Below are 26250 nucleotides of genomic sequence, written 5' to 3' on the forward strand. Positions count from 1 at the left end.
GCTTATTTTGGAGGATATTCACATGATTGTTCGTATGCTCAGAGTGCTGATTTCCTTAGTGTTACTTTTTGCGATGTTATACGCAGGGAAATTACTTAGTATTCTGATTCCGATTGGTATTTCCGATAGTATTTGGGGAATGCTATTACTGTTTAGCTGTTTAGTTATTGGTGTTGTAAAAGTTGAATGGGTAACACCAAGCGCAAGACCGTTAACACGTTATATGACGATCTTCTTTATTCCTATCTGTGCTGAAATTATCGAACATCTTGATACTTTACAGGTACATTTCACCTCATTTGTGTTCGCCAATATACTTAGTACCGCAGTTTCTTTAGTCTTAATTGGGCTGTTTGCGCAATGGATTTTTCACCGTAAATAATGGAAGAAGGTAATATGATATATTTTTATTCTCTCTTAACCATTTTCGCCTTCCTTGCTGGGCAGCGTATCAGCCAAAAGTTACGTTCGTCCGTACTTAATCCTTTTGTGATTGCTTTAACAATCGTCATTTTAGTGATTGTGATGGGTAAAGTGCCTTATTCGGAATATTATCAGGGCAATTTTCCGATCAACAATTTACTCAGTGTATCTGTTGTAGCACTCGCCTTACCATTCTATGAGCAGTTACCGCAAATTCGTAAAAAATGGCGCCCGATTTTAGCGGTTGTTGTATTTGGCAGCGTATGTACCATGCTAACCGGTGTGCTATTTGCTGTGTTGCTGGGAGCGAGCCCGTCTATTCTTGCGGCAATTGTACCTAAATCGGTTTCTACGCCGATAGCAATTGCGATTTCAAGCCAAATTGGCGCAAGTTCCGCAGTAACAGCGGTTGGCGTGCTGGTTGCCGGACTGTTAGGATCAGTATTCGGATTTAGTTTCTTACATTATATTGGTGTACGTAATGTCCGAGCCATCGGTTTAACCATGGGAGCGGTTTCTCATGCGTTAGGTACAGGGCGTTGTATGGAATACAGTATTAAAACCGGCAGTTATAGTTCTATCGCATTAGTATTAAGTGGTGTACTTTCGTCCGTTTTAGCGCCTTTCGTGTTCAGAGTTGTATTAGCTTTATTCTATTAATTTGGTATCTCATTCAATTCAGGGTACAATGCCCCGATTTTTGAAAATTAAGAATGGACATTATGCAAGAAAAAGATCTTTCGACCTTTAAAACGTTTAAGCGTTTATTTCCAACGATTGCGCCTTATAAGTGGGGACTTGTTGTCGGGGCAATCGCACTAGTGCTGAATGCATTGGTAGATTCGGGGCTTATCTATCTTTTAAAACCTTTATTAGATCAAGGATTTGGCCAGGCGGATCACAGCTTTTTAAAACTTATGGCTGTGTTAGTCGTAGTATTTATTTTAGTGAGAGGTATTACGAACTATATTGCCGGTTATTGTTTAGCTTGGGTTTCAGGTAATGTCGTGATGATTTTACGCCGTACTATTTTCCAACACTTGATGTATATGCCGGTCAGTTATTTTGACCAAAACCCGGTTGGGCGCTCTCTTTCTCGTGTCACGTATGATACGGAAATGGTTGCCACCTCTTCTTCGCATGCTTTAGTTACCATTGTGCGTGAAGGCGCATATTTAATTTCGTTATTTGTGGTGATGATTTACACCAGCTGGCAACTATCGTTAGTGTTATTTGTTATGGCGCCGATCATTGGTGTATTAATCGGTATTGTGTCGAAACGCTTCCGTAAATTGAGCCGTCATATTCAAAGTTCAATGGGGGAATTGACTGTAACCACCGAGCAAATGTTAAAAGGGCATAAAGTTGTTTTATCATTCGGCGGGCAGCAAGTCGAAAAAGAGCGTTTTGAGCGTGTAAGTAATGATATGCGTCGTAAAGGGATGAAAATCGTTTCAGCAGATGGGATTTCAGATGGTGTCGCGCAATTAATTGCCTCATTTGCGTTATCGGTTGTTCTGTATGTAGCGACATTCCCTGAAGTGATGAGTGAAAATCTCTCACCGGGTTCGTTTACCGTAGTGTTTTCATCTATGATGGCAATGTTACGTCCGCTAAAATCGTTGACGAATGTTAACTCACAGTTCCAACGTGGTATGGCGGCTTGTCAAACGTTATTTGAATTCCTTGATTTGAAAACAGAGAAAGATCTTGGTACTCACGAAGTTACGCGAGTAAAAGGTGATGTGACATTCAATAATGTTTCGTTTAGTTATGAAGGTAAAGACGAACGTGCATTGGATCATATTTCTTTTGCTATTCCACAAGGCAAAACAGTGGCATTGGTCGGTCGTTCCGGCTCAGGCAAGTCAACGATTGCGAACCTATTAACGCGTTTTTATGATATTGATGAAGGTGAAATTACACTGGATGGCGTAAATATCCAAGACTATAAATTGGTGAATTTACGTGAACAATGTTCGGTGGTTTCACAACAAGTGCATTTATTCAATGACACGATTGCCAATAATATCGCTTATGCGGCTACCGATAAATATAGTCGTGAGCAAATTATTGCGGCAGCGACAGCTGCACATGCAATGGAGTTTATTGAGAAGCTTGATGACGGTTTGGATACGGTGATCGGCGAAAACGGCGCCAGCCTTTCGGGTGGTCAGCGTCAACGTTTAGCCATTGCTCGTGCTTTATTACGTAATTCGCCGGTATTAGTATTGGATGAAGCGACTTCCGCACTGGATACGGAATCCGAACGAGCAATTCAAGCGGCACTTGCTGAGTTACAAAAAGATAAAACCGTGCTTGTGATCGCTCATCGCTTATCTACGATTGAAAAAGCGGATGAAATTTTGGTGGTGGAGCACGGACAAATTATCGAACGTGGTTCTCATACCCAATTACTTGCACAAAACGGGGCTTATAAGCAATTACATAGCCTTCAGTTTAGTTAATCGAATGAAGTCTCCTTTTCGGGAGACTTTTCGTTTTCTACAAGCGGTCAAAAGTTGCTAAAAAATTACAAATTTTTAACAGAATTAGACCGCTTATAAGCTAGAATAGCTACTCACGTTATAAAAGGTTCGCTATGAAAAAATTTTCTTTTTTAGTTTCACTCGGTGCAATGTTAGTGTTAACGGGCTGTAATTCGGTGTTAGATGCACCTACAACCGTTCAGACGCCGACCGTACAAATCTCGCATACCGATGCCAAATGGCAGCAACATCTTAATCAATTAGCGCAAATTAAGCGTTATCAAGCGAAAGGGCAATTCGGGTATATCTCACCTGAAGAGCGTTTTTCTTCACACTTCGATTGGCAATACCAATCAGCAAATAATTTCGGTTTAGAACTTTCATCAAATTTATCGACAAAGTCGATGAAATTACATCGTACCCAACGAGGATTAACCGTTTCGGACAGTGAAGGGCGCTCACGTACGGAAGCGGATGTTGATGCGTTGATGGAAGAAATTATCGGTGTTTCATTTCCGATTGATCAATTTGCCTATTGGGTAAAAGGTCAGCCGGAAAAAAACGGTAATTATATTGTGAATGAAAAACGTCAACTTTCACAATTTAGTTATCCGATTAACGGTCAAGTGTGGCAAGCGAGCTATGTTGAATATCACGAAGATCGTCAACCGAACTTACCGAAGTTAATCGTATTAGAGAATGGTCAACAAACCTTAAAAATTCGTATTGATCAATGGACGTATTAATGAATAAAGTCACTTTACCTAGCCCGGCTAAGTTAAATCTTTTCTTATACATTACTAACAGACGCACAGACGGTTATCACGAGTTACAAACCTTATTTCAATTTTTGGATTTTGGCGATGAGATTTCACTAGAAGTAAATCAGAGCGGTGAAATTGAATTGTTAAACGAAATTGAAGGGGTTGAAAAAGAGCAGAACTTAATTTATCAAGCTGCAAAATTATTACAAAATCATACCGCTTGTATGAAAGGTGCCAAAATCGGCGTAACCAAGCGTTTACCAATGGGCGGTGGTGTTGGTGGCGGTTCATCGAATGCGGCAACTGTACTGGTCGGATTAAACCATTTTTGGCAAACGGGTTTAACCCTTGAGCAGCTTGCAGGATTAGGATTGAGCCTAGGTGCGGATGTGCCTATTTTTGTGCGAGGCGTTGCCGCTTTTGCAGAAGGCGTCGGTGAAGTGTTAACACCTTGTGAGCCGGAAGAAAAATGGTTTGTTGTATTAAAACCAAGTGTTTCTATTTCGACCGCAGTCGTTTTTAATGACCCTAATTTACCTCGAAATACGCCAAAACGTAGTTTGACGGACCTGTTAGATAATAAATGGGCAAACGATTGCGAAAAAGTTGTACGAGATCATTATTCAGAGGTTGAAGATCTTGTTCAAGAATTGGTAGAATATGCACCGTTTCGGTTAACGGGCACTGGTGCTTGTATTTTTGCCGAATTTAATTCAAAAGAAGACGCACAGAAAGTCTTCAATTGCAAACCTCAAAACGTGTGTGGTTTTGTTGCTAAAGGGCAGAATATTTCGCCTTTGCACAAAAAATTAAACTTAATTCCCTAACTTCCCTTTGTAAATTCAAGGATCAATTCCAATGCCAGATATCAAACTGTTTGCGGGTAACGCAACGCCAGAACTTGCAAAACGTATTGCAGAGCGCCTTTACATTTCTTTAGGCAATGCAACAGTCGGTCGTTTTAGCGACGGTGAAATTCAAGTTCAAATTAATGAAAACGTACGTGGTTCGGATGTGTTTATTATCCAGTCGACTTGCGCACCAACTAATGACAACTTAATGGAATTGATTGTGATCGTTGATGCTTTACGTCGTGCGTCTGCAGGTCGTATTACGGCTGTTATTCCTTATTTCGGTTATGCTCGTCAAGACCGTCGTGTTCGTTCAGCGCGTGTGCCGATTACGGCAAAAGTTGTGGCGGACTTCCTTTCAAGCGTAGGTGTTGATCGCGTGTTAACTTGTGACTTACATGCAGAGCAAATCCAAGGTTTCTTTGATGTACCGGTAGATAACGTATTCGGTTCGCCAGTACTTATCGAAGACATTGTTAAGAAAACTGATTTAAACAATCCAATGGTGGTATCACCGGATATCGGTGGTGTAGTACGTGCGCGTGCGATCGCTAAATTATTAAATGATGCGGATATGGCAATCATTGATAAACGCCGTCCAAAAGCAAACGTATCACAAGTAATGCATATTATTGGTGATGTTGCGGGTCGTGACTGTATTTTAGTTGACGATATGATCGACACTGGCGGTACTTTAGTTAAAGCAGCGGAAGCGTTGAAAGAACGTGGTGCAACCAAAGTAGTTGCTTACGCAACGCATGCGGTATTCTCAGGCACTGCAGCGAAGAACTTAGCGAATCCGGCATTAGATGAAGTAGTTGTAACCGATACAATTCCACTTTCTGATGAAATCAAAGCATTAAACAAAGTACGTGCATTAACATTATCAAGCATGTTAGCGGAAGCTATTCGCCGTATTAGCAACGAAGAGTCCATTTCTGCAATGTTTGACGCATAATTTCTGATAAGGGCGAGTTGAATACTCGCCCTTAATTTATCTATTTCTTTCTATTAAGCAAAGGTCTCATCATGTATTCCCTCATTCGTAAATGTCTTTTTGCTATGAACGCTGAAAATGCGCATAATTTTTCCGTTCAAGTGCTTAAACTTGTCGGAAAATTACCTTTTGAGCCTTTACCCATTCCTCATAATCCGGTTGAAGTAATGGGGCTACAATTTAAAAATCCCATCGGTCTTGCCGCTGGTGCGGATAAAAATGGCGAAGCGATTGACGGTTTTGGCAAGTTAGGATTCGGTTTTATTGAAGTAGGAACTGTTACACCGATTGCACAAGACGGTAATCCTAAGCCACGGCAATTTCGTCTTTTGGAAGCGGAGGGCATTATCAATCGTAATGGCTTTAATAATTACGGTGTGGATGTGTTGGTAGAAAATGTGAAGCGTTCCAAATATGACGGAGTACTCGGAATTAATATCGGTAAGAATGCCTTTACGCCGATTGAAAACGCTTTGGATGATTACCAAATTTGTTTACGTAAGGTGTATGAGTATGCCGATTATATTACGGTGAATATTTCTTCACCGAATACCAACAATTTACGTTCATTGCAATACGGTGATGCGCTAGATGAATTGCTGAGTGCATTAAAGCAAGAACAATCAATACTTTCGCAAAAGTTTGCAAAATATAAACCGCTTGTTCTGAAAATTGCGCCGGATTTAACGGATGAAGAAGTTGCTTCGGTAGCGAATAGTTTGGTACGACATAAGATTGACGGCGTTATTGCCGGTAATACCACTTTATCTCGAGAACCGGTAGCAGGTTTAAAACATGCGGAACAACAAGGCGGCTTAAGCGGTAAGCCGTTAAATTCGCTCAGTACCCATTTAATTCGTAGATTAGCGAAGGAATTAAACGGGCAGCTACCAATTATCGGTAGCGGAGGTATTCATTCTGTCTCTTCCGGTCAGGAAAAAATTGATGCGGGAGCTAGCTTATTGCAAGTTTATTCGGCAATGATTTATCAGGGACCGGCACTGATTCAAAAGCTGGCCAAACAGATTAAACTTAATAAATAGCCCTTAAACAAGCGGTTAAAATTTGTAAAAAAATTGCAGGTTTTAACCGCTTGTTTATAGGAAAGACAACGGTTGGCGCAGGTCAAAAAAATAGACAAAATAGGTCAATTTTGTTATCTTGTTAGCTAAAATTTTTCTACAAATTTTCAACATTTTTTATAGCGTGATAAAAAGTGTTTAAAATCAAGTAGATATCGCAAGATATTCACTCGAATGGAAAACGGATTTTTACATTTTGTTAAACTTTCTGTGTGTTTTATGTTTAGTCTAATCGAATGAATGTCTATAATTTCATCAAACGATAAGTTTAAGTATAGAGAACTTATCACTCATTATTTACTTAAAATAAGGACAACCTATGTCAGAGTTAGAAAGAGATGTAGATCCATTTGAAACTAAAGAGTGGTTAGAATCACTTGATTCATTAATCCGTGTAGAAGGTGTTGAACGTGCACAATTCATTATCGATGAATTATTAAGCCAAGCACGTAAAGATGGTGTGCCGGTTCAATCTGGTGTGACAACAGCGTATGTAAATACTATCCCTGTGTCGGCACAACCAGCTTACCCGGGTGACCACAAAATTGAACGTCGTATTCGTTCTGCAGTACGTTGGAACGCTATCGCAATGGTTTTACGTAGCCAGAAGAAAGATCTTGACTTAGGTGGTCATATTTCAACATTCCAATCAGCGGCAACAATGTATGAGGTGTGCTACAACCACTTCTTCAAAGCGGCAACTGAGAAAAACGGTGGTGACTTAGTATTCTTCCAAGGTCATGCTGCGCCAGGTATGTATGCGCGTGCTTATGTTGAAGGTCGTTTAACAGAAGAACAATTAGACAATTTCCGTCAAGAGGCATTTGCGGATGGTTTATCTTCATATCCACACCCGAAATTAATGCCTGAATTTTGGCAATTCTCAACCGTATCAATGGGTTTAGGTCCTGTTAATGCGATTTATCAAGCACGTTTCTTAAAATACCTTGAAAACCGTGGCTTAAAAGATACGTCAGACCAAAAAGTTTACGCATTCTTAGGCGATGGTGAGATGGATGAAATCGAGTCTAAAGGTGCGTTAACATTTGCTGCTCGTGAAAAATTAAATAACTTAATTTTCACAGTAAGCTGTAACTTACAACGTTTAGACGGTCCGGTAAACGGTAACGGTAAAATCGTTCAAGAATTAGAAGGTTTATTCACTGGTGCAGGTTGGGAAGTAATTAAAGTATTATGGGGCAGCAACTGGGATAAATTATTCGCGAAAGATACTTCAGGTAAATTAGCACAATTAATGATGGAAGTGGTTGATGGTGACTACTTAACCTTCAAATCAAAAGACGGTGCTTATATTCGTGAACACTTCTTCGGTCGTTACCCTGAAACAGCTGCATTAGTTGCGGATATGACAGATGAAGAGATTTGGGATCTTCGCCGTGGTGCACACGATAGCGAAAAACTTTACGCTGCATATGCGAAAGCACAAAAATCAGACAAACCGGTTGTGATTTTAGCTCACCAAGTTAAAGGTTATAAAATCCCTGAAGCAGAAAGTAAAAATACTGCGCACCAATCGAAAAAAATGTCATTAGAAAGCTTAAAAGGCTTCCGTGACTACTTCGAATTATCATTAACGGATGAGCAAGTAGAAAATCTTGAGTACATCAAATTTGCTGAAGGTTCTGAAGAATACAACTATATTCACGGTCAACGTAAAGCATTAAACGGTTATGTTCCGGCTCGTCGTCCTAAATTTGACGTAGAGTATAAAGTACCTGCATTAGAAGAATTCAAAGCATTACTTGAAGAACAACCACGTGGCATTTCAACCACAATGGCGTTTACGCGAGCATTAAATATCTTATTAAAAGATAAAAATATCGGTAAAACAATCGTTCCGATGATCGTAGACGAAGCGCGTACATTCGGTATGGAAGGTTTATTCCGTCAAGTGGGTATTTACAACCCGCACGGTCAAAACTATACGCCTTCAGACCGCGATTTAGTTGCTTACTACCGTGAAGCGAAAGACGGTCAAGTATTACAAGAAGGTATCAACGAATTAGGTGGTGCAGCGTCCTGGGTTGCAGCGGCAACGTCTTACTCTGTAAGCAACCAACCGATGATCCCATTCTTCATCTATTACTCAATGTTCGGTTTCCAACGTGTGGGTGATATGATGTGGTTAGCGGGTGACCAATTAGCTCGTGGTTTCATGGTAGGTGGTACGTCTGGTCGTACAACATTAAACGGTGAAGGTTTACAACACGAAGACGGCCATAGCCATATTCAAGCGGGTATTATCCCTAACTGTATTACTTACGACCCATCATTTGCGTTTGAAGTTGCGGTAATCATGCAAGACGGTATCAACCGTATGTATGGTGAAAAACAAGAAGATGTTTTCTATTACATGACAACATTAAACGAAGTAATGGATCAACCTGCAATGCCGGAAGGTGCTGAAGAAGGTATCCGTAAAGGTTTATATAAATTCGAAACTGTTAAAGGTAAAGGCAAAGGTCACGTTCAGTTATTAGGTTCTGGTGCAATTATGCGTCACGTTCGTGAAGCGGCACAGATCCTTGCGAATGACTATGGCGTAACTTCAGATGTATTCTCTGCGCCATCATTCAATGAATTAGCGCGTGAAGGTAATGATGCAGTACGTTGGAACTTATTACACCCAACAGCGGAACAACGTGTTCCTTATGTGGCACAAGTATTAGCGGATTTACCGACAGTTGCTTCAACTGACTATGTGAAACAATATGCAGATCAAATCCGTGCATTTGTACCAAGCAAACACTTCCACGTATTAGGTACAGACGGTTTCGGTCGTTCAGACAGCCGTGTTAACTTACGTGAACACTTCGAAGTTGATGCCCGTTACGTTGTTGTTGCAGCGTTATCGCAATTAGCGAAAGAAGGCACAGTGGAAACTAAAGTTGTTGCTGATGCAATTGCTAAATTCGGCTTAAACGTAGATCGTATTAACCCGTTATACGCATAATTAAAAATTAGACAAACGATTGTAGGGACGTACTGCGTGCGTCCATTATGATTGGGTTTTAGAAGAGTGGTTAAATTTGCAAAACTGACCGCTTGTACAATGAAGGATTACCAAAATGTCAAAACAAATTAATGTACCAGACATCGGTTCAGATGAAGTATCAGTAACCGAAGTAATGGTAAAAGTAGGCGATACTATTACTGTAGATCAATCAATCATCAACGTAGAAGGCGACAAAGCTTCAATGGAAGTACCAGCGCAGGAAGCTGGTGTTGTTAAAGAAGTTTTAGTAAAAGTGGGCGATAAAGTAACAACTGGCTCACCAATGTTAGTGTTAGAAGTGGCGGAAGCAGTATCTGCTCCGGCAGCAGAAGCGCCAATTCAAGCAGCGGCACCTGTAGCAACTGTATCAGCAGTTGTTGAAGTGAATGTGCCCGATATCGGTTCAGACGAAGTAAACGTAACCGAAATTATGGTTAAAGTTGGTGATTCAGTTGAAGTTGATCAATCAATCATCAATGTAGAAGGTGATAAAGCTTCTATGGAAGTTCCTGCACCTATCGCGGGCGTAGTAAAAGAAATTTTAATCAATGTAGGTGATAAAGTTTCAACCGGTAAATTAATTATGAAATTTGAAACTGCGTCAGCAGCACCGGTTGCTGCAGATGCGCCAGTACAAGCTGTTGCACCGGCTGCAACAGCTTCAGCAACCAAAGAAGTAAATGTACCGGATATCGGCGGCGATGAAGTAAACGTAACTGAAATCATGGTAAACGTCGGTGATACAGTATCTGAAGAGCAATCTTTAATTACTGTTGAAGGCGACAAAGCATCAATGGAAGTTCCGGCACCATTTGCAGGTGTTGTAAAAGAAATTTTAGTGAAATCAGGTGATAAAGTTTCAACCGGTTCATTAATTATGAAATTTGAAGTTCAAGGTGCGGCACCGGCGGCAGCCCCAGCTCCGGCTGCTCAAACAGCAGCGCCAGCTCCTGCAGCACAATCTGCACAACCAGCTCAAGGCGGTAATGTTTCAGGTTTAAGCCAAGATGCGGTAGTAGCAGCGGGTGCTTATGCACACGCGACACCAGTAATTCGTCGTTTAGCACGTGAATTCGGTGTGAACTTAGATAAAGTGAAAGGTTCAGGTCGTAAAGGTCGTATCGTTAAAGAAGATATCCAAGCATACGTTAAAACTGCGGTTAAAGCGTTTGAAACAGGTACTGTTGCAGCAGCGGGTAACGGTGTTGCAAACGGTGCAGGTTTAGGTTTATTACCATGGCCAAAAGTAGACTTCAGCAAATTCGGTGAAGTTGAAGAAGTAGAATTAAGCCGTATCAATAAGATTTCTGGTGCGAACTTACACCGTAACTGGGTGATGATCCCTCACGTTACACACTTCGATCGTACAGATATCACAGAATTAGAAGCGTTTCGTAAAGAACAGAACAAGATTGTTGAAAAACAAAAACTTGATGTGAAGATCACACCTGTTGTGTTCATTATGAAAGCGGTAGCGAAAGCATTAGAAGCATACCCACGTTTCAACAGCTCACTTTCCGAAGATGGTCAGCGTTTGACCCTCAAAAAATACATCAATATCGGCGTGGCGGTGGATACACCGAATGGCTTAGTGGTGCCAGTGTTCAAAAACGTGAATAAAAAAGGCATTATCGAACTTTCTCGTGAATTGATGGAAATCTCGAAAAAAGCCCGTGACGGTAAATTGACTGCCGCGGATATGCAAGGTGGCTGTTTCACCATCTCAAGCCTTGGCGGTTTAGGCACAACGCACTTCACCCCGATTGTGAACGCCCCAGAAGTGGCGATCCTCGGCGTGTCTAAATCTGAAATGATGCCAGTTTGGAACGGTAAAGAATTTACCCCTCGCTTAATGTTACCGCTTTCATTATCATTCGATCACCGTGTAATCGATGGTGCTGATGGTGCGAGATTCTTAAGCTACATCAATGGTGTATTAGCAGACATTCGTCGCTTAGTTATGTAATAGGTAAGCGGTTAAATTTGCAAAAAATTTTGCAAAATTGACCGCTTGTTTCGTAGGGACACACAGTGTGTGTCCAAGGACACAGCACTTGTGTCCCTACAATAAAGGAATAAATATGAGCAAAGAAATCAAAACGCAAGTCGTAGTGCTTGGTGCAGGTCCTGCTGGTTACTCAGCAGCATTCCGTTGTGCTGACTTAGGCCTAGAAACTGTAATTGTTGAACGTTATTCAACTTTAGGTGGTGTTTGCTTAAATGTAGGTTGTATCCCATCTAAAGCATTATTACACGTTGCAAAAGTTATTGAAGAAGCAAAACACGCAGAGAAAAACGGTGTAATTTTCGGTGAGCCGACTATTGATTTAGATAAAGTACGTGCGGGTAAAGAAGCGGTTGTTTCTAAATTAACCGGTGGTTTAGCGGGTATGGCTAAAGCACGTAAAGTAACTGTGGTAGAGGGTTTAGCAGCATTTACTGATCCGAATACTTTAGTTGCTCGTGACCGTGATGGTAATCCGACAACAATTAAATTCGATAACGCAATTATTGCTGCGGGTTCTCGTCCAATTCAGCTTCCGTTCATCCCACATGAAGATCCTCGTATTTGGGATTCAACAGATGCGCTTAAATTAAAAGAAGTACCGAAAAAATTACTCGTAATGGGGGGGGGTATTATCGGTTTAGAAATGGGTACAGTGTATCACGCTTTAGGGGCAGAGGTTGAAGTAGTTGAAATGTTTGACCAAGTAATTCCTGCAGCGGATAAAGACGTTGTTGGTATCTACACTAAACAAATCGAGAAAAAATTCAAGTTAATGCTTGAAACGAAAGTAACGGCAGTTGAAGCGAAAGATGACGGTATTTATGTTTCAATGGAAGGTAAAGCGTGTAACGACACTAAACGTTATGATGCAGTATTAGTTGCTATCGGTCGTGTACCAAACGGTAAATTAATTGATGTAGGCAAAGCTGGTGTAAACGTTGATGATCGCGGTTTCATCACTGTTGACAAACAAATGCGTACAAACGTACCACACATTTTTGCTATCGGTGATATCGTTGGTCAGCCAATGTTAGCTCACAAAGGTGTTCACGAAGGCCACGTTGCTGCAGAAGTGATTGCAGGTCAGAAACACTACTTCGATCCGAAAGTAATTCCATCAATCGCTTATACTGAACCGGAAGTTGCTTGGGTTGGTAAAACTGAAAAAGAATGTCGCCAAGAAGGCTTGAACTTTGAAGTGGCGAAATTCCCATGGGCTGCATCAGGTCGTGCAATTGCTTCTGAATGCTCAGAAGGTATGACTAAACTTATCTTCGATAAAGATACGCACCGTTTACTTGGTGGTGCAATCGTAGGTAGCAACGGTGGCGAATTATTAGGTGAAATCGGTCTTGCAATCGAAATGGGTTGCGATGCGGAAGATATCGCTTTAACTATCCACGCTCACCCTACATTACACGAATCTGTAGGTTTAGCAGCAGAAGTGTTTGAAGGTTCTATCACAGACTTACCAAACGCAAAAGCGAAAAAACGCTAATAGGTTAATTTAGCTTATTTATAAAGCGGTTGAAATTTGCAAAAAATAGCGGGTTTCAACCGCTTTTTTATAGGCTAAAAGTTTAGTTTAATAGCTTGATTTATGCCTACAAAATCAACGATTTAGCTATGCATTTATTAATTTTTCAGCATTATGAACTTTTTTTCGGCATTTGAAATAAAATAATCAAATTAGCATTTGACATAGGTCTGAAAATCCGTAAAATGCACCTCGTTCATTACGAACAAAGACTTAAAGCGGGAATAGCTCAGTTGGTAGAGCACGACCTTGCCAAGGTCGGGGTCGCGAGTTCGAGCCTCGTTTCCCGCTCCATTAAATCTCTTCAATACGGCGTGTTAGCAAAGCGGTTATGCACTGGATTGCAAATCCATGTAGATCGGTTCGACTCCGGTACACGCCTCCACTACTTAATTATTTCAATATGTTATGACGTTTCATTCAAGTTTCAATTTTTCTTCTAGCGGCATGATAGGAAAAAATTAGATTTTTTATTAACTTACTTGCATTTTTATGGTTTCTAAGATGTATAGATTATTCTAAATAATTTGGGTGGAGATCATTATTAATCTTAAGGCTCTTATATAGAGTGTACTTAGCTATAATAAAAATCCCACCTAGTAAAGGTGGATTCGGAAAAACAACTATTTTAATGAATGGAAGTATTTAGTTATTTCTTCGTAAGAGTGTGTAACAGGAACATTAATACCTCTTTCTGTAAAGTAAACTAAAGTAGTTTCGCCTACTTTTTTCAATATAAGAAAGATTCCAATCATTTATAGACACTCTTATTTTATTATCATTATCGCTACGTGATGTTGGGAAGAGTTTTGGGAATTTTTCTGCAATATCAGAGTAAATACCTACAATAACATGAGTAATATCGCCTACATAATGCAGATGGGTAAAATTATGTCACTTAGCTTTCTTCAATAAATAAAATGGCTGTTTTACTTACAGTAATTTGGTTGCGAGAACTAGCTAATACTAAATCAACAAATCCAGACATAATGAATTTCTCCTTTTAGGTAAATTAAAATAATATGTATGTGAGTCTATATACGGCAGTATGTTGAATTGACTTGTTATTCAACATATTATTTCTTGTCTCTTTTATCTTAATTATATACTTAGCTTTATTCAGTGATAACTATCTTAGAAAGTGTTTCATTTAACTTTTTTGCGAGTTCATATTGTTCTGTAATCGCGTTCCAGATAGCATCTTGGGAGAGTACACTGTAATTTCCATAAGTCTCTAGGTGGATGTTGTCTGCATTATCGTAGAGCTCTAGCCACAAGGGGCTATGATAAAATTGATCGAGTTGCTGCATGAGCTGGTAGGCTTCTTCCCACTGGCTGAGGCTTTTTTCTAATTCCAGTAAGAGTTTAACTAACTTGCCGTAATTATCTTGTATTTGTTGAATATTTTGTTGCATATTTAGATTAATTTCCTGCTATATGATGAATGCTATGAAAGTAAAAAAGCTAAGCATAACGCTTAGCTTTTTTGTTTAGTGTTTACTTAAAGATAATATCTTCTTTAGGATCGAATTTACTTGCATCAATGACTTTGTTTTCTTCAAAGTATTTTTTCAACATTTCTGCATCAATAAAGCCAGTATTTACGTAGCTAGGGTGTCTTTTCATTACTGGGTAACCATCACCACCAGCAGTTAGATAATCCGGAATGGATACTTTATATGTTTTATTCGGGTCAAACGGTTTTCCTGCAATTTTAACATTTGAGATTGCTTTCGCCGTACGATCTACAGTCATAGAAATGCCAGCAAATTGAGGATACGCGCCTGTATCAACTTCTTTTAATGCAACAGTCGTTAAGAAATCTAATAACTCTTGACCCTTAAGATCAATAGTAGAAATCATATTACCAAAAGGTTGAACTGTTAATAAAGTTTTATAAGTTACTTTACCTTCTTCAATAGAAGCGCGCACACCACCAGAGTTCACGATACCGATATCTGCTTTTACACGCTCTTTTTGTGATTGAGAAATTAAGCGTCCTAAGTTTGTTTGGATGAAGCGTACGTGTTCACGTTTGCCGTCTAATAAGCCCTTCACTTCACCAACTTCAACGCTTAATAATTTATCACCTTCATCTTGATATTTTTTTAAGTGAGCAAATAGCGCTTGATCCGGTTTGATTTCGGCTTGGTAAAGTTGGTATTCCTTTTTACCATCTTCTTTTTTGATAGTTTTTTTCAAGTTAATTGGAATAAGTTCATATTTAACCAATGTTGTTTTGCCGTTCTTAAATTCGAAATCAGCACGACCTACATATTTGCCCCATTCTCCAGCTTGCATAATCCAAGTACCATTTTGGTAATCAGGTCTACAGCTATCGCCTGGGGAATATTTCGCTCTAAATTGACCTTTTTCGTCAAAACATACGGTATCATGAGTATGGCCTCCGATAATGATGTCAAATGCACCTTTATCTAGAGTTCTTGCCATAGTTACATCGCCTGGTGCATTGCTGCCATGTTTACCATCTAAGTACCATCCCATATGGGTTAACGCAATACGCACATCCGGTTTTTCGGTTTTATTAATTTCAGATAACATCTCTTTAGCTGTGCTAATTGGATCTTTAAAAATAACGTTTTCTGTTACATCGGGATTACCTAATTTACCGGTATCTTCTGTGGTTAACCCGACAACAGCAACTTTTAATCCTTGCTTGTCTAGCATTACATAAGGTTTAGTAAGTTCTTTTTGAGTGCGTTTATTGATTACGTTTGCAGATATAAGCGGGAAATTGGCCCATTTCTCTTGCATACTTAATACCTGAAGTGGAAAATCAAATTCATGGTTACCTAATACCATCGCTTCATAACCAATTGCATTTAAACCTTCATAATCAGGGCGAGCATTTTGCATATCAGATTCAGGTACGCCAGTATTAATATCACCGGCATTTAAGATAATTGTTGAGCCACCTTTGGCTTCAACTTCTTTCTTAATATTGTCAACTAAGGTTTTCTGAGCCGCAAGGCCGTATTCGCCTTTATCATTGTGCCAGAAATGTCCATGGATATCATTAGTGTGCAAAAGCGTAAATGTGTAGGTTTTATCTGCTTGGTATGCCATCGCAGAGGTTGCCGAAAGGAGTGCAACAGAGAGAAGTGCTTTATTAAATTTCATAAGAACCTCAAATTTAGATTGATATGCAAAAAAAATGGGCATTAGATAGGAGATCCTATAAATCTATTGCTCATATGATTAAAAAATAAGAATAAGTAGCCATGTTATCGCAAATAGTACCATTGCCATAAATACGGCTGCAGAACTGATGTCTTTCGCTCGCCCTGATAATTCATGGAAATCAGAACCGATCCTATCGACGGCAGCCTCAATTGCGCTATTTAATAATTCGGTAATCAGCACTAAAAACACAGTACTTAGCAGTAAAAGTTTTTCAATGATATCGTTGCCAAGTAGTAATGCAAGAGGGATTAAAATCGTTGCACACCAAATTTCTTGGCGAAATGCGGGTTCATTAATGTAAGCTGCTTTAAGCCCTTTCATTGAATAGCCAGCAGCACGAATAACACGTTGAAAGTCTGCTTTATTTTCAGGTTTCATTTTATTTCTCAAAATAGTTTTATTAATAAAAAGTGCGTGCATTCTACCTGAAAGAAATCGGTTGCGAAAAGCATTTTTCTTGGTTCGAGCCTATCTATATTTGTTTGATATAGAGAAATAACAAATTTTAATCACTAATATATAAAAATCTAATAAAAATGCATAAGTAACTATTCCCAAAAAGGGTATTTTCCGCTAATCTCAAATTTTCATATTCATCTAGGTGGATAGACGGCTAGCTGTTTATTCTGTTTTAGTCTTTAATAGCGAAATATTATGAGTAATTCATCTTTATCTTCAAAAATTTTCGGGGGCAACTTAGTCTTACGTATTGCCATCGGTTTAGTACTAGGTTTGTGTTTAGCATCCGTTAATCCTGATTGGGCAAAAAGCGTTGGCGTATTAGGTCAATTTTTTGTTAAATCACTTCGAGTAATTGCACCGATTCTTGTATTTGTCTTAGTGCTTTCTGCAATTGCAAATAAAGAAGTAGGTTCAGACAGTAAATTAAAACCGATTTTAGTAATGTACATTTTAGGTACATTCGTCGCTGCATTGACAGCAGTGATATTTAGTTTCCTTTTCCCAACAACATTAGAACTTGTTTCAAATCCAGATAATTTAAATCCTCCGCAAGGTATTGGGGAAATTATCAAAACAGTCGTATTCAATTTAGTTGATAACCCGTTACAAGCATTAGCAAATGCTAACTTTATCGGTATTTTAGCTTGGGCAATCGGTTTAGGTATTGCGTTACGTCATGCGGCGCCAAGCACTAAAACATTTTTAAACGATTTTGCGGAAGCAGTATCTTATGTTGTTAAAATTGTAATCGCTTTTGCACCTATCGGTGTATTCGGTTTAGTAGCTGAAACGATTGCTAAAAATGGTATTGATGCATTTGCTGGTTATGCACGTTTATTAGGCGTATTACTTGGTTCAATGGTGTTTGTAGCATTTGTGTTAAATCCATTAATCGTATATTGGAAAATTCGCCGTAACCCATACCCATTAACGTTAACCTGTTTACGTGAAAGTGGTGTAACTGCATTCTTTACTCGTAGCTCAGCAGCAAATATTCCGGTAAATATGAATCTAGCTAAACGTTTAGGCGTACGTGATGAAATCGCTTCAGTGGCTATTCCGCTTGGTGCGAATATTAATATGGCTGGTGCTGCAATTACCGTAACTGTGTTGACGTTAGCGGCAGCTTATACCCAAAATATTCATCCTGATTTTTCAACGGCATTGTTATTAAGTATTGTTGCTGCGATTTGTGCGTGTGGTGCATCAGGTGTTGCAGGTGGTTCGTTATTACTTATTCCGTTAGCGTGTAGCTTATTCGATATTCCAAATGATATTGCGGCACAGGTAATCGGTGTTGGTTTTATCATTGGTGTGATTCAAGATTCTGCGGAAACTGCATTAAACTCATCAACAGACGTATTATTTACCGCAGCGGTAAGTATGGCTGAAGATAATAAGTAATTTACGTAAGATTTTATGCAGTTTATTTAATCAATAGGAATTACTAAGATTAACTTTTGCGATCTAGATCGCAAACTTTAACTTAGCTGTCCACAAGCGGTCGAAAATTTAGCATACTTTGCAAAAAGGTATTTGCTATGAATCTCGACCGCTTTGTTTTTATCCTTTCCTTATCTTTTCTACCGTTACTTCTTTTACCTCGAGAGTGGTTTATACATGGCTGTTGGGTAACGGTTCTAATTATTGTTATAGGAATAGCCCAAAAACAACGATTAACAATTTTGTTAGGTTTTCTAATGTTAATGAGTTATTGGCAGATTACTGACATAGCAAGTAATGCAAACAAATATGTAACATCTTCCCAACAGCCATATCGGTTCCAAGTTCAGAAAATTATTAAGCAGGCTGAGTTTCAAACAGCATTTGTGAAGTTAGAAAATGGTGAGCTTATTTATTTAAATTGGCAATCGGATGAACCGTTAGAATTAGAGCAATATTATCAAGCGAATTTTAAGATACGGCCTATTTCTTCTCGTTTAAATATTGGAAATTTTGACCGTCAACGTTGGTTTTTTGCACACCATATAAATGGTAGCGCAACGGTTAAGAAAGTACAAAAACTAGCGCTTTCGTCTTCTCTCTCTTTGCGTGTTCAATGGCTGGAATATATCAGAAAACAATTGGAACCATTTCCTTCTAAAGGGTTGTTATTAGCATTAGCTTTTGGTGAGCGTGCTTGGTTAGTGAATTCGGATTGGCAATTGTTTCAACAAACTTCTACTGCTCATTTAATAGCGATTTCCGGCTTACATATAGGTCTAGCGATGGGGATCGGATTTTGGTTGGCAAAATGTATTCAGTGGTTTTTTTTACGAGTGGGAGTCTTATCTGCTGGAAGCATTTCTATTTTTTTCCCGAGAGGTATGGGGCTAGTTTTGGCTATTTCCTATAGTTATTTATCTGGCTTTGCAATTCCTACTTTACGGGCGTTACTTGCGATTTCTCTTGTCTTATTATGTCAATGGTTACGCCGCTATTACACAGCTTGGCAATTATGGTGGCGTATTGTTGCGTTATTACTTGTGCTTGATCCCCTCTCGATTCTATCGGATAGCTTTTGGCTGTCGGTTCTAGCCGTACTCAGTTTAATTATTTGGTATCAGTATTTTCCGCTGGTAAAGCTTTTTCCTTTTTGCAAAAAATGGCAGAAATTTAACCGCTTATGGTTATCGCTAGTACATTTGCAATTGGGGATTTTTCTTGTGTTTTCTCCGGTCCAATTTTTCTTTTTTGAGGGGATTTCACCTTGGGCATTTATTGCCAATTTTCTGATTGTTCCTTTATATAGTGTGCTGTTAGTACCATTAGTTATTTTTTCATTGTTAACAAACAATATATTAAATAGCTGGGCTTGGGCGGATTGGTTGGTACAGGGGAGTTTGAAAATGCTTTCTTTTCTCTCTTCCGATTGGATAGCATTAAGCCAAAGTGAGCAATGTTATTTGTTGATTTTAAATGCATTGTGTCTGTTGTTACTTTACCTCATACAAGAAAAATTATTTATAAGATATTGGAAACAGTTGGGATTAGTTGTCTTAAGTAGCGGTTTTGCGATTTTCTTCATCAAGTTTCCGGTTTCACTGGAATGGGTAACATTTGATGTCGGACAAGGGCTTGCACAGGCACTTGTTTATCAGGATAGCGGTAAAAAACGTGCCATTCTTTACGATACGGGGGCAAGCTGGAAAGATAAATCAGGGAGAACGGGTTCAATGGCTCAATTAGAAATTTTGCCTTATTTGAAGCGTAATGGTATTCAAGTAGAAGCCGTTTTTTTAAGCCATGACGATAATGATCACTCCGGTGGAGTGGAAGATATTCTTGCTGAATATCCTCAAGCACGTCTAATTTCGGCAAGTACTCGCCGTTATGCAAAGTATGATCCTGAAGCCTGTGTCGCTGGTCAAACATGGCAATTTGGGCAATTTGAATTAAAAGCGATTTATCCGATATCACGAGTAAAACGCGCGAAGAACGAAGATTCTTGCATTATTTTGGTAAAAATAGACCGCTTCTCATTGCTATTTACCGGTGATACGACTTCGACAAAAGAACGTGTATTTGCAAATCAAATCGGGCAAATTGATTTCTTACAGATTCCTCATCATGGTAGTAAAACGAGTTCCAGTTATACTTTATTAGCTCAGACGAAACCACAAATCGCTATTATCTCTGCAGGGCGCTGGAATCCTTGGAAAATGCCTCATCAGCAAGTATTAGTACGCTTATCACAACAAAATATTAAAACCTTTAGTACGGCAACGGTAGGGATGGTCAAAGTGAGCTTTGAGAAAGGTAGCTGGAAGTTAGATACGGCGAGAAATAGTAGAAGCCCATGGTATCGAGAGATTTATGGGCTTCCAAATCAATAATTGCCTTTCTTAATTAAGGAACATCATTTAATGCATTCGGATTTTTTGAAATAAACATTGCATCGCCATAACTAAAGAAGCGATATTTCGCTTCTACCGCATGTTTATACGCATTCATTGTGTTGCGGTAACCGGCAAATGCAGAAACTAACATAATTAGCGTTGATTCAGGTAAATGGAAGTTTGTGACTAACGCATCAACGATACGAAATGTTTTGCCCGGATAAAGGAAAATACAGGTGTCAGAGAAAAACGGTGCAATCAATTTACCTTCTTGTTCGGCAGCTTGAGCGGCACTTTCAATCGAACGAACAGAAGTGGTGCCAACGGCAATAACATGTTTGCCGGCTGCTTTAGTTGCTAAAATTTGATCGACAACATCTTGGCTCACTTCGGTGTATTCAGCGTGCATTTTGTGATCCAAAATATTATTCACACGTACCGGTTGGAATGTACCCGCGCCAACGTGTAATGTTACGAACGCTATATTAACTCCTTTTGCTTTGAGCTTTTCAAGCGTTGGTGTATCAAAATGCAAACCAGCAGTCGGTGCAGCCACCGCACCTAAAACTTTACTATAAACGGTTTGATAACGTTCTTGGTCAGCATCTTCGTCCGGACGATCAATATACGGCGGTAATGGCATATGACCGGCTTGTTGAAGTAAATCAAACAGCGGTTTCTCTTCGGTGAAATGTAATTCAAACAATGCCTCATGGCGGGCAGCCATGATCGCTTTAAAGCCGTTACCTTCTCCGAGTTTATCTTCACCAAGTACAAGTTCCGCACCTTCTTTCGGTGCTTTTGAAGCACGCACGTGCGCTAAACAGCGATGTTCATCTAAAACTCGCTCAACTAAAACTTCTAATTTCCCACCACTGGCTTTGCGTCCGTACAAGCGTGCAGGAATAACACGCGTATTATTGAATATCAGCAAATCACCTGCTTCAATTTGCGTTAATAAGTCGGAGAATTGTTTATCGGAAAATTCCCCGGTTTCACCGGTTAACTGTAATAAGCGGCTAGCGGTACGTTCCGCAGTAGGATAGCGAGCGATAAGTTCGTCAGGTAAGTCAAAATGGAAATCAGAAACTAACATGGGAAAACCTCTATAAAAACAGGCTGCCCCTTAAAAGGGGCAGATGTCATGTATTTAATAATTCTACTATATCATTGATTGCTTTGCTGAGTTTATTTCGATCATGGCGATAAACAACATCGTCATCAGATAAAACTTGCTTTAAGACCTTAATATTTGCCGGTAGATTACTATAGGTAGTTGGAACGGTGATGATACCATCTAGGCGACTTTTACCAATCCGAGTTTCCAACCATTCTACACGCTCTGTAAATGAAAGAGAGCCGGCAGACCCTGATTCTTGCTAAATATTATCAATAAAGATTATTTTGGCTTTACTATGTTTGATCGTATTTGATATTTCATCAATAAGTAATGATGGCGTAATGCTCGTCAAAAAACTACCGGGACCAAGTACGATTAACTCTGCTTCTTTTACCGCATCAATCGCTTCCGGTGTCGCATTCACACTCAGCATCAGCAATAAATTCCGATGAATTTCTCCCAGTACATCCACCGAGGCTTCATCGACAATGGTTATACCTGATTTTATTTGTGCGGCTAAATGTACTGGCGATTCAGATATTGGAATCAAACCTGCTCGAATGTGTAGGCAAGTCTCTAACAAGATTAATGCCTTCAAGCGGTCGAATTTTCATATTTTCTAGCGTTTTTAGAATTAAATTACCTAAGTTATGTCCCGTCCCGCAAGTTCACCCGCATCGCTGAAACGATATTCAAATAATGCGGATGCAACAGTTGGTTTAGTTATGATCTGGGTTAAACAATTGCACAGATCTCCCCAAGTAATACCACGGTGTTGGGAACGAATACGATCGGTAGAACCGCCACCATCTGTGGTGGTGACAATTCCGGTAAGTCGTTTCCCAAGGAATGATAGTGATGATAATGCTCAACCTAAACCGTGTCCGTCATCAATGGCAACCACCTGACTCATACTATTCAAATAAGGATGACGAGAAGATAGTTTTTGTTCAGGCATTTATTTTCCTTTTTATTATTGAACAGAGACTATTATTTTGCATTACGCCATCATATAGAATATATTTTTGCTCTCTCGTAATGATAAATTTATACGATCTCATCTTCATTTGATGAAGGTAACGCATTAACCACAGCTTTAACCAATGTTGCAAGAGGAATTGCAAAAAACACACCCCAAAATCCCCATAAGCCACCAAAAATTAACACCGCTACAATAATAGTTAACGGATGTAAATTGACCGCTTCTGAAAATAAAAATGGCACAACTAAATTTCCGTCTAGTAGTTGGCTGATCACGAAAGCGAGCAGTAAGTAATAGAATTCAGGCGACAATCCAAATTGAAATAAAGCAACTAAAGCAACCGGTATTGTAACTAATACTGCACCGATATAAGGCACTAACACTGATAATCCTACCGCTACGGAAAGTAGTAACGGGTAGCGTAAATCAAAGAATAAGAAGAGGGCATAAGTTGCAATACCAACAATCAAAATTTCTAAGAATTTACCACGGATATAATTTGCAATTTGTTGTTGCATTTCAAACCATACGTTTACCGCTAAACGACGATTTTTCGGCAACATACGCACAAAAGAACGCACAAAAAGGTGTTTATCTTTTAACAAGAAAAACACCATTAACGGCACTAAAAATGCGTAAATACCCAATCCTACTAGGCTGATAATAGAATGGACAGATAAAGTTAATAAAGATTCTCCGAAACCTAAAATTTTTGTCTTTAAATTGCCCATTAAAGTGTCTAGCATGGCGTAATCAATTAATTCGGGATAATGTTCCGGTAATGCTTCCAGCCAAGCATTCAATAAGTTGAACATAGAGGGAAGATCCCGAATAAATGTGACCGCTTGGTTCCACAGGCTTGGCAACATCACCATAAACAGAAAAATAAGCAGCGAGATAAATCCACCTAATACAACGGCCAAACTTAGAAAGCGTGGAAATTTAAAATGGCATGTGAGAAAGCGAATAGGCCATTCAAGTAAATAGGCAAACACAATTGCTACTAATAATGGCATAATCAGATCGCTGAAGAAATAAATGATACCGAATCCAATCAATAAAATACCGAGTAAAGCGACTGTTTGCGGGTCATTAAATCTCTGTTTATACCAAGCTTGGAACATTTCAAGCATTCTATTTCCCTCTAATAAATTTGAAAAATCCTTCTACGTTATGTAGAAGGATTTAAATTATTTTTGGCTACAAACGGCAATAAAGCCCAGTTTATTCTCCGGATCATTAAAGGTTTGGAACATTTTTTTGAACGTATCGCGATTTTCAGGTTTTAGTGCATTACCAACAATTTTCATTGCGCCTAAAACACCTTCATCATGAATTAAACCTTTAGGAGAAAGTAGCGTCATTTCACCTGAATAAGCATCTACATTGCGGAAGCCGCATTCATGGAATAATGTTTTCCAACCTTCTTTGGTTAATGGTGTTACCGTAAGATTAATCGCTTCTCTTAGCGACTGAATCACTGCATCCGCATCTTCGGTATTTAGCATGACGTCATGAGTTAACAAGAAACCACCCGGTTTTAATACACGAATATATTCACGAATCGCTTTTTCTTTTGCTTCAATTGGCAACATAGTCAACATTGCTTCATTGATCACAATATCAAACAAGTTATCTTCGAACGGCAATTTCGTTGCATTGGCACGCTGAACTTGCACAAGATCTTCGACTTTATGCTCTTTAATATTCGCACGCGCTTTATCAAGCGCTTCTTCATCTAAATCAATGCCTGTGATATGGCAGCCATATTGTTTAGCGATTTGAATAGCAGTTGTACACATATTGCATGCGACTTCTAATACTTTTTTATCTTTGTTAAAATCACCATTCGCAATGAGCCAATCGGTCGCTAATTTACCTCCCGGACGTAAGCGGGTTTTGCCAAGACGGGCTAAAAAATTATGTCCTACTTCTTCTTTTTTCATAGAAACCTCTCTGCATTTATCTGCAAAATTTTGAGAAAATTTAACCGCTTGTATGACGGATATTTAAAGGATTATACCGAAGTTTTTATGATTCTTATATACGCGAATCGTAAAATTTGGCATCATATTGCGAGTAATTTATACATTAATTACGCAATCTTTTAAAATAAATTAAAATGTTTTTAAAGTGATTTTATCTCGCAATTCTTTTCAAGCGGTCTTTTTTTCTAGGTTTTCTACAAATTTTCGTCATTTGTAGAAGTCCCTCCTCTCTTATCTTATCCAACTATCCACTATTCTCTAACCTCATTATTTTATTTTGAGGTGTTTTTGTGTTTACGCAGAAATTTAAACTAAATCCTATTGCGTGTGCTTTCCAGCTTGAGCAAAAGGCGAACGGTCGTGTATAGCTTTTCCCTTATGGTTGGCTTTATCCGCAAGACGGACGTGAGAGAGGTTGGTATGTAGACGACACTAACGGTTATCAGCTCGCTGATGACATCAATAATTTGCAAATCCAACTGATGTTCGATTACGAACATCAACCTCTTTATGTAGCAGAAAATGGCAAAGGTAATCCGGCAGCCGGTTGGATGGTAAACGCTGAATATATCTCTGGGCAAGGCATCTTCGTCGATGTTGGACGAGCAAAGCCTCGGATGAAATTAAGAACGGTATTTATAAATATCTATCACCACTATTCTTGGCTGACAAGTCAGGACGTGTGATTAAAGTGTTAAATGCAGCTTTAACCAATCGCCCTGCTTTGCACAATCTAGCCGAAGTGGTGGCGACATCTAGTCAATTTGCCCATTACTTAGAACCTAATGAGGACAACTCAAAAATGAAAGAACTATTAATTAAGCTGTTTGCATTATCCGCAACAGCAACAGACGCAGAAATTGAAGCGGAATTGACCGCTTTATCTGCAGCGAAAGGTGACTCTAAAGTCGCTTTAAAAGATGTTTATGCGGCACTTAAAAACTCTGAGACAGAGAAAGTGGCGTTGAGTGCAGCTGAAATTGCAACGGCTAAGACATTCGGTTTAACCCCTGATTTGAAGATGAGCAGGTTGGTTTATTTATCCCGATTGTGCAGCAAGCCGGTCAAAGTGCGGCGGAATTGCCTGATGACTTAGTGTTTAGTTTATTGGTAAAAGGTAAATCCATACTTTGATCTGCCCCCTAAAAGTTGGACAAACCAACCAACTAATTAAAGGTGCAGATTTTGTTATGGGTAAACATTACACATTTTCTTTTAAGTTTCATGTCATTCAACATGTTTTAGATAACCGTATGGGTGTTAGGGAAGTGGCAGATTATTTTTCCATCTCTTCGCATTCCTCTGTTGTTATGTGGTTGCAACGTTTTGAAAAATACGGTACCAATGGGCTTATTCGCCAACCTAACATTTTCGCTATTCATCAGGAAAATGATGGGCGAGATGGCTATCGGATGATTCGAGCTAAATTGCAAGCTGAAGGCATTTTCATAAGTGGTAAAATAGTGGGTGATGAAAAGCTCTATTTGT

At 39.2% G+C, this 26250-nt stretch carries 18 protein-coding genes, 2 tRNA genes and 4 pseudogenes; 17 read left to right on the forward strand and 7 right to left on the reverse strand.

Going from position 1 to position 26250, the window contains the following annotated elements:
• Positions 1 to 22: 22 nt before the first annotated feature.
• The 12 genes from C228_RS0108980 to C228_RS0109035 all read left to right on the forward strand — a co-directional run bounded on the left by C228_RS0108980 (position 23) and on the right by C228_RS0109035 (position 13552).
• Positions 23 to 382 (forward strand): CidA/LrgA family protein, encoded by a 360-nt coding sequence (locus tag C228_RS0108980; protein ID WP_018652298.1) that lies wholly within the window; start codon positions 23 to 25, stop codon positions 380 to 382.
• 14 nt (positions 383 to 396) lie between these two features.
• Positions 397 to 1083, forward strand: coding sequence for an LrgB family protein (locus C228_RS0108985; protein ID WP_026313259.1), 687 nt, complete (start codon positions 397 to 399; stop codon positions 1081 to 1083).
• Between the two features lie 62 nt (positions 1084 to 1145).
• Positions 1146 to 2891, forward strand: coding sequence for a lipid A ABC transporter ATP-binding protein/permease MsbA (msbA, locus tag C228_RS0108990; RefSeq protein ID WP_018652300.1), 1746 nt, complete (start codon positions 1146 to 1148; stop codon positions 2889 to 2891).
• A gap of 134 nt (positions 2892 to 3025) precedes the next feature.
• The gene (gene lolB / locus C228_RS0108995) at positions 3026 to 3658 is read left to right on the forward strand and encodes a lipoprotein insertase outer membrane protein LolB (RefSeq protein WP_018652301.1); all 633 of its coding nucleotides are present in this window, start codon (positions 3026 to 3028) and stop codon (positions 3656 to 3658) included.
• Positions 3658 to 4503 (forward strand): 4-(cytidine 5'-diphospho)-2-C-methyl-D-erythritol kinase, encoded by an 846-nt coding sequence (gene ispE / locus C228_RS0109000; protein WP_018652302.1) that lies wholly within the window; start codon positions 3658 to 3660, stop codon positions 4501 to 4503. The genes lolB and ispE overlap by 1 nt, the downstream gene beginning before the upstream one ends.
• Before the next feature lie 31 nt (positions 4504 to 4534).
• Positions 4535 to 5485, forward strand: coding sequence for a ribose-phosphate pyrophosphokinase (locus C228_RS0109005; protein WP_018652303.1), 951 nt, complete (start codon positions 4535 to 4537; stop codon positions 5483 to 5485).
• Between the two features lie 71 nt (positions 5486 to 5556).
• Entirely contained in the window at positions 5557 to 6567 is a 1011-nt protein-coding gene (gene pyrD, locus C228_RS0109010) for a quinone-dependent dihydroorotate dehydrogenase (RefSeq protein WP_018652304.1), read from the forward strand.
• Positions 6568 to 6925: 358 nt separating this feature from the next.
• A complete protein-coding gene (aceE, locus tag C228_RS0109015) occupies positions 6926 to 9580 on the forward strand; it encodes a pyruvate dehydrogenase (acetyl-transferring), homodimeric type (RefSeq protein ID WP_018652305.1) in 2655 nt (884 codons plus the stop codon).
• A gap of 115 nt (positions 9581 to 9695) precedes the next feature.
• Positions 9696 to 11588 (forward strand): pyruvate dehydrogenase complex dihydrolipoyllysine-residue acetyltransferase, encoded by a 1893-nt coding sequence (aceF, locus tag C228_RS0109020; RefSeq protein WP_018652306.1) that lies wholly within the window; start codon positions 9696 to 9698, stop codon positions 11586 to 11588.
• A 115-nt stretch (positions 11589 to 11703) separates the two neighbouring features.
• Positions 11704 to 13128, forward strand: coding sequence for a dihydrolipoyl dehydrogenase (lpdA, locus tag C228_RS0109025; RefSeq protein ID WP_018652307.1), 1425 nt, complete (start codon positions 11704 to 11706; stop codon positions 13126 to 13128).
• Between the two features lie 257 nt (positions 13129 to 13385).
• Positions 13386 to 13461 (forward strand) — tRNA-Gly (locus C228_RS0109030).
• 17 nt (positions 13462 to 13478) lie between these two features.
• Positions 13479 to 13552, forward strand: a tRNA-Cys gene (locus C228_RS0109035).
• A gap of 730 nt (positions 13553 to 14282) precedes the next feature.
• On the opposite strand, the gene C228_RS0109045 is transcribed toward C228_RS0109035, so the two are convergent.
• The 3 genes from C228_RS0109045 to C228_RS0109055 all read right to left on the reverse strand — a co-directional run bounded on the left by C228_RS0109045 (position 14283) and on the right by C228_RS0109055 (position 16749).
• Positions 14283 to 14582: a DUF4298 domain-containing protein gene (locus tag C228_RS0109045; RefSeq protein ID WP_018652309.1), complete on the reverse strand. Its 300-nt coding sequence runs from the start codon at positions 14580 to 14582 to the stop codon at positions 14283 to 14285.
• An 82-nt stretch (positions 14583 to 14664) separates the two neighbouring features.
• Positions 14665 to 16308 carry a bifunctional UDP-sugar hydrolase/5'-nucleotidase UshA gene (gene ushA / locus C228_RS0109050; protein WP_026313260.1) on the reverse strand — a complete coding sequence of 548 codons (1644 nt, stop codon included), beginning with the start codon at positions 16306 to 16308 and terminating at the stop codon, positions 14665 to 14667.
• A gap of 78 nt (positions 16309 to 16386) precedes the next feature.
• Positions 16387 to 16749, reverse strand: a complete 363-nt coding sequence (locus C228_RS0109055) for a diacylglycerol kinase (protein WP_026313261.1) — start codon at positions 16747 to 16749, stop codon at positions 16387 to 16389.
• A gap of 276 nt (positions 16750 to 17025) precedes the next feature.
• Here C228_RS0109055 and sstT point away from each other — a divergent pair, with 276 nt between their 5' ends.
• A complete protein-coding gene (gene sstT, locus C228_RS0109060; RefSeq protein WP_018652312.1) occupies positions 17026 to 18237 on the forward strand; it encodes a serine/threonine transporter SstT in 1212 nt (403 codons plus the stop codon).
• Between the two features lie 137 nt (positions 18238 to 18374).
• Entirely contained in the window at positions 18375 to 20669 is a 2295-nt protein-coding gene (locus tag C228_RS0109065) for a DNA internalization-related competence protein ComEC/Rec2 (protein WP_026313262.1), read from the forward strand.
• Between the two features lie 13 nt (positions 20670 to 20682).
• Here the strand turns inward: C228_RS0109065 and queA are convergent, their stop codons facing one another.
• The 4 genes and pseudogenes from queA to C228_RS0109090 all read right to left on the reverse strand — a co-directional run bounded on the left by queA (position 20683) and on the right by C228_RS0109090 (position 24720).
• Complete coding sequence (gene queA, locus C228_RS0109070; protein ID WP_018652314.1) at positions 20683 to 21768, reverse strand: tRNA preQ1(34) S-adenosylmethionine ribosyltransferase-isomerase QueA; 1086 nt, start codon at positions 21766 to 21768, stop codon at positions 20683 to 20685.
• A gap of 283 nt (positions 21769 to 22051) precedes the next feature.
• Positions 22052 to 22645 (reverse strand): annotated as a pseudogene (locus C228_RS14860) (2-phospho-L-lactate transferase CofD family protein); the annotation flags it as partial.
• 194 nt (positions 22646 to 22839) lie between these two features.
• Positions 22840 to 23907, reverse strand: coding sequence for an AI-2E family transporter (locus C228_RS0109085; RefSeq protein ID WP_018652317.1), 1068 nt, complete (start codon positions 23905 to 23907; stop codon positions 22840 to 22842).
• 57 nt (positions 23908 to 23964) lie between these two features.
• Positions 23965 to 24720 (reverse strand): class I SAM-dependent methyltransferase, encoded by a 756-nt coding sequence (locus tag C228_RS0109090; RefSeq protein ID WP_018652318.1) that lies wholly within the window; start codon positions 24718 to 24720, stop codon positions 23965 to 23967.
• 470 nt (positions 24721 to 25190) lie between these two features.
• On the opposite strand from C228_RS0109090, the pseudogene C228_RS13565 reads away from it, so the two are divergent.
• The 3 pseudogenes from C228_RS13565 to C228_RS13935 all read left to right on the forward strand — a co-directional run.
• Positions 25191 to 25699 (forward strand): annotated as a pseudogene (locus C228_RS13565) (phage protease); the annotation flags it as partial.
• 80 nt (positions 25700 to 25779) lie between these two features.
• A pseudogene (locus C228_RS14175) lies at positions 25780 to 25893 on the forward strand (Mu-like prophage major head subunit gpT family protein); the annotation flags it as partial.
• Positions 25893 to 26250, forward strand: a pseudogene (locus tag C228_RS13935) (helix-turn-helix domain-containing protein); the annotation flags it as partial. The pseudogenes C228_RS14175 and C228_RS13935, both read left to right, overlap by 1 nt.

It is taken from the genome of Actinobacillus capsulatus DSM 19761 (assembly GCF_000374285.1).
Taxonomy (GTDB): Bacteria; Pseudomonadota; Gammaproteobacteria; order Enterobacterales; family Pasteurellaceae; genus Actinobacillus; species Actinobacillus capsulatus.

What these genes read in the sequence shown, in the direction of transcription:
- C228_RS0108980 (WP_018652298.1), top strand. Translation starts at nt 23, where the DNA reads ATGATTGTTCGTATGCTCAGAGTGCTGATTTCCTTAGTGTTACTTTTT.
- C228_RS0108985 (WP_026313259.1), top strand. Translation starts at nt 397, where the DNA reads ATGATATATTTTTATTCTCTCTTAACCATTTTCGCCTTCCTTGCTGGG.
- msbA (WP_018652300.1), top strand. Translation starts at nt 1,146, where the DNA reads ATGCAAGAAAAAGATCTTTCGACCTTTAAAACGTTTAAGCGTTTATTT.
- lolB (WP_018652301.1), top strand. Translation starts at nt 3,026, where the DNA reads ATGAAAAAATTTTCTTTTTTAGTTTCACTCGGTGCAATGTTAGTGTTA.
- ispE (WP_018652302.1), top strand. Translation starts at nt 3,658, where the DNA reads ATGAATAAAGTCACTTTACCTAGCCCGGCTAAGTTAAATCTTTTCTTA.
- C228_RS0109005 (WP_018652303.1), top strand. Translation starts at nt 4,535, where the DNA reads ATGCCAGATATCAAACTGTTTGCGGGTAACGCAACGCCAGAACTTGCA.
- pyrD (WP_018652304.1), top strand. Translation starts at nt 5,557, where the DNA reads ATGTATTCCCTCATTCGTAAATGTCTTTTTGCTATGAACGCTGAAAAT.
- aceE (WP_018652305.1), top strand. Translation starts at nt 6,926, where the DNA reads ATGTCAGAGTTAGAAAGAGATGTAGATCCATTTGAAACTAAAGAGTGG.
- aceF (WP_018652306.1), top strand. Translation starts at nt 9,696, where the DNA reads ATGTCAAAACAAATTAATGTACCAGACATCGGTTCAGATGAAGTATCA.
- lpdA (WP_018652307.1), top strand. Translation starts at nt 11,704, where the DNA reads ATGAGCAAAGAAATCAAAACGCAAGTCGTAGTGCTTGGTGCAGGTCCT.
- C228_RS0109045 (WP_018652309.1), bottom strand. Translation starts at nt 14,582, where the DNA reads ATGCAACAAAATATTCAACAAATACAAGATAATTACGGCAAGTTAGTT.
- ushA (WP_026313260.1), bottom strand. Translation starts at nt 16,308, where the DNA reads ATGAAATTTAATAAAGCACTTCTCTCTGTTGCACTCCTTTCGGCAACC.
- C228_RS0109055 (WP_026313261.1), bottom strand. Translation starts at nt 16,749, where the DNA reads ATGAAACCTGAAAATAAAGCAGACTTTCAACGTGTTATTCGTGCTGCT.
- sstT (WP_018652312.1), top strand. Translation starts at nt 17,026, where the DNA reads ATGAGTAATTCATCTTTATCTTCAAAAATTTTCGGGGGCAACTTAGTC.
- C228_RS0109065 (WP_026313262.1), top strand. Translation starts at nt 18,375, where the DNA reads ATGAATCTCGACCGCTTTGTTTTTATCCTTTCCTTATCTTTTCTACCG.
- queA (WP_018652314.1), bottom strand. Translation starts at nt 21,768, where the DNA reads ATGTTAGTTTCTGATTTCCATTTTGACTTACCTGACGAACTTATCGCT.
- C228_RS0109085 (WP_018652317.1), bottom strand. Translation starts at nt 23,907, where the DNA reads ATGCTTGAAATGTTCCAAGCTTGGTATAAACAGAGATTTAATGACCCG.
- C228_RS0109090 (WP_018652318.1), bottom strand. Translation starts at nt 24,720, where the DNA reads ATGAAAAAAGAAGAAGTAGGACATAATTTTTTAGCCCGTCTTGGCAAA.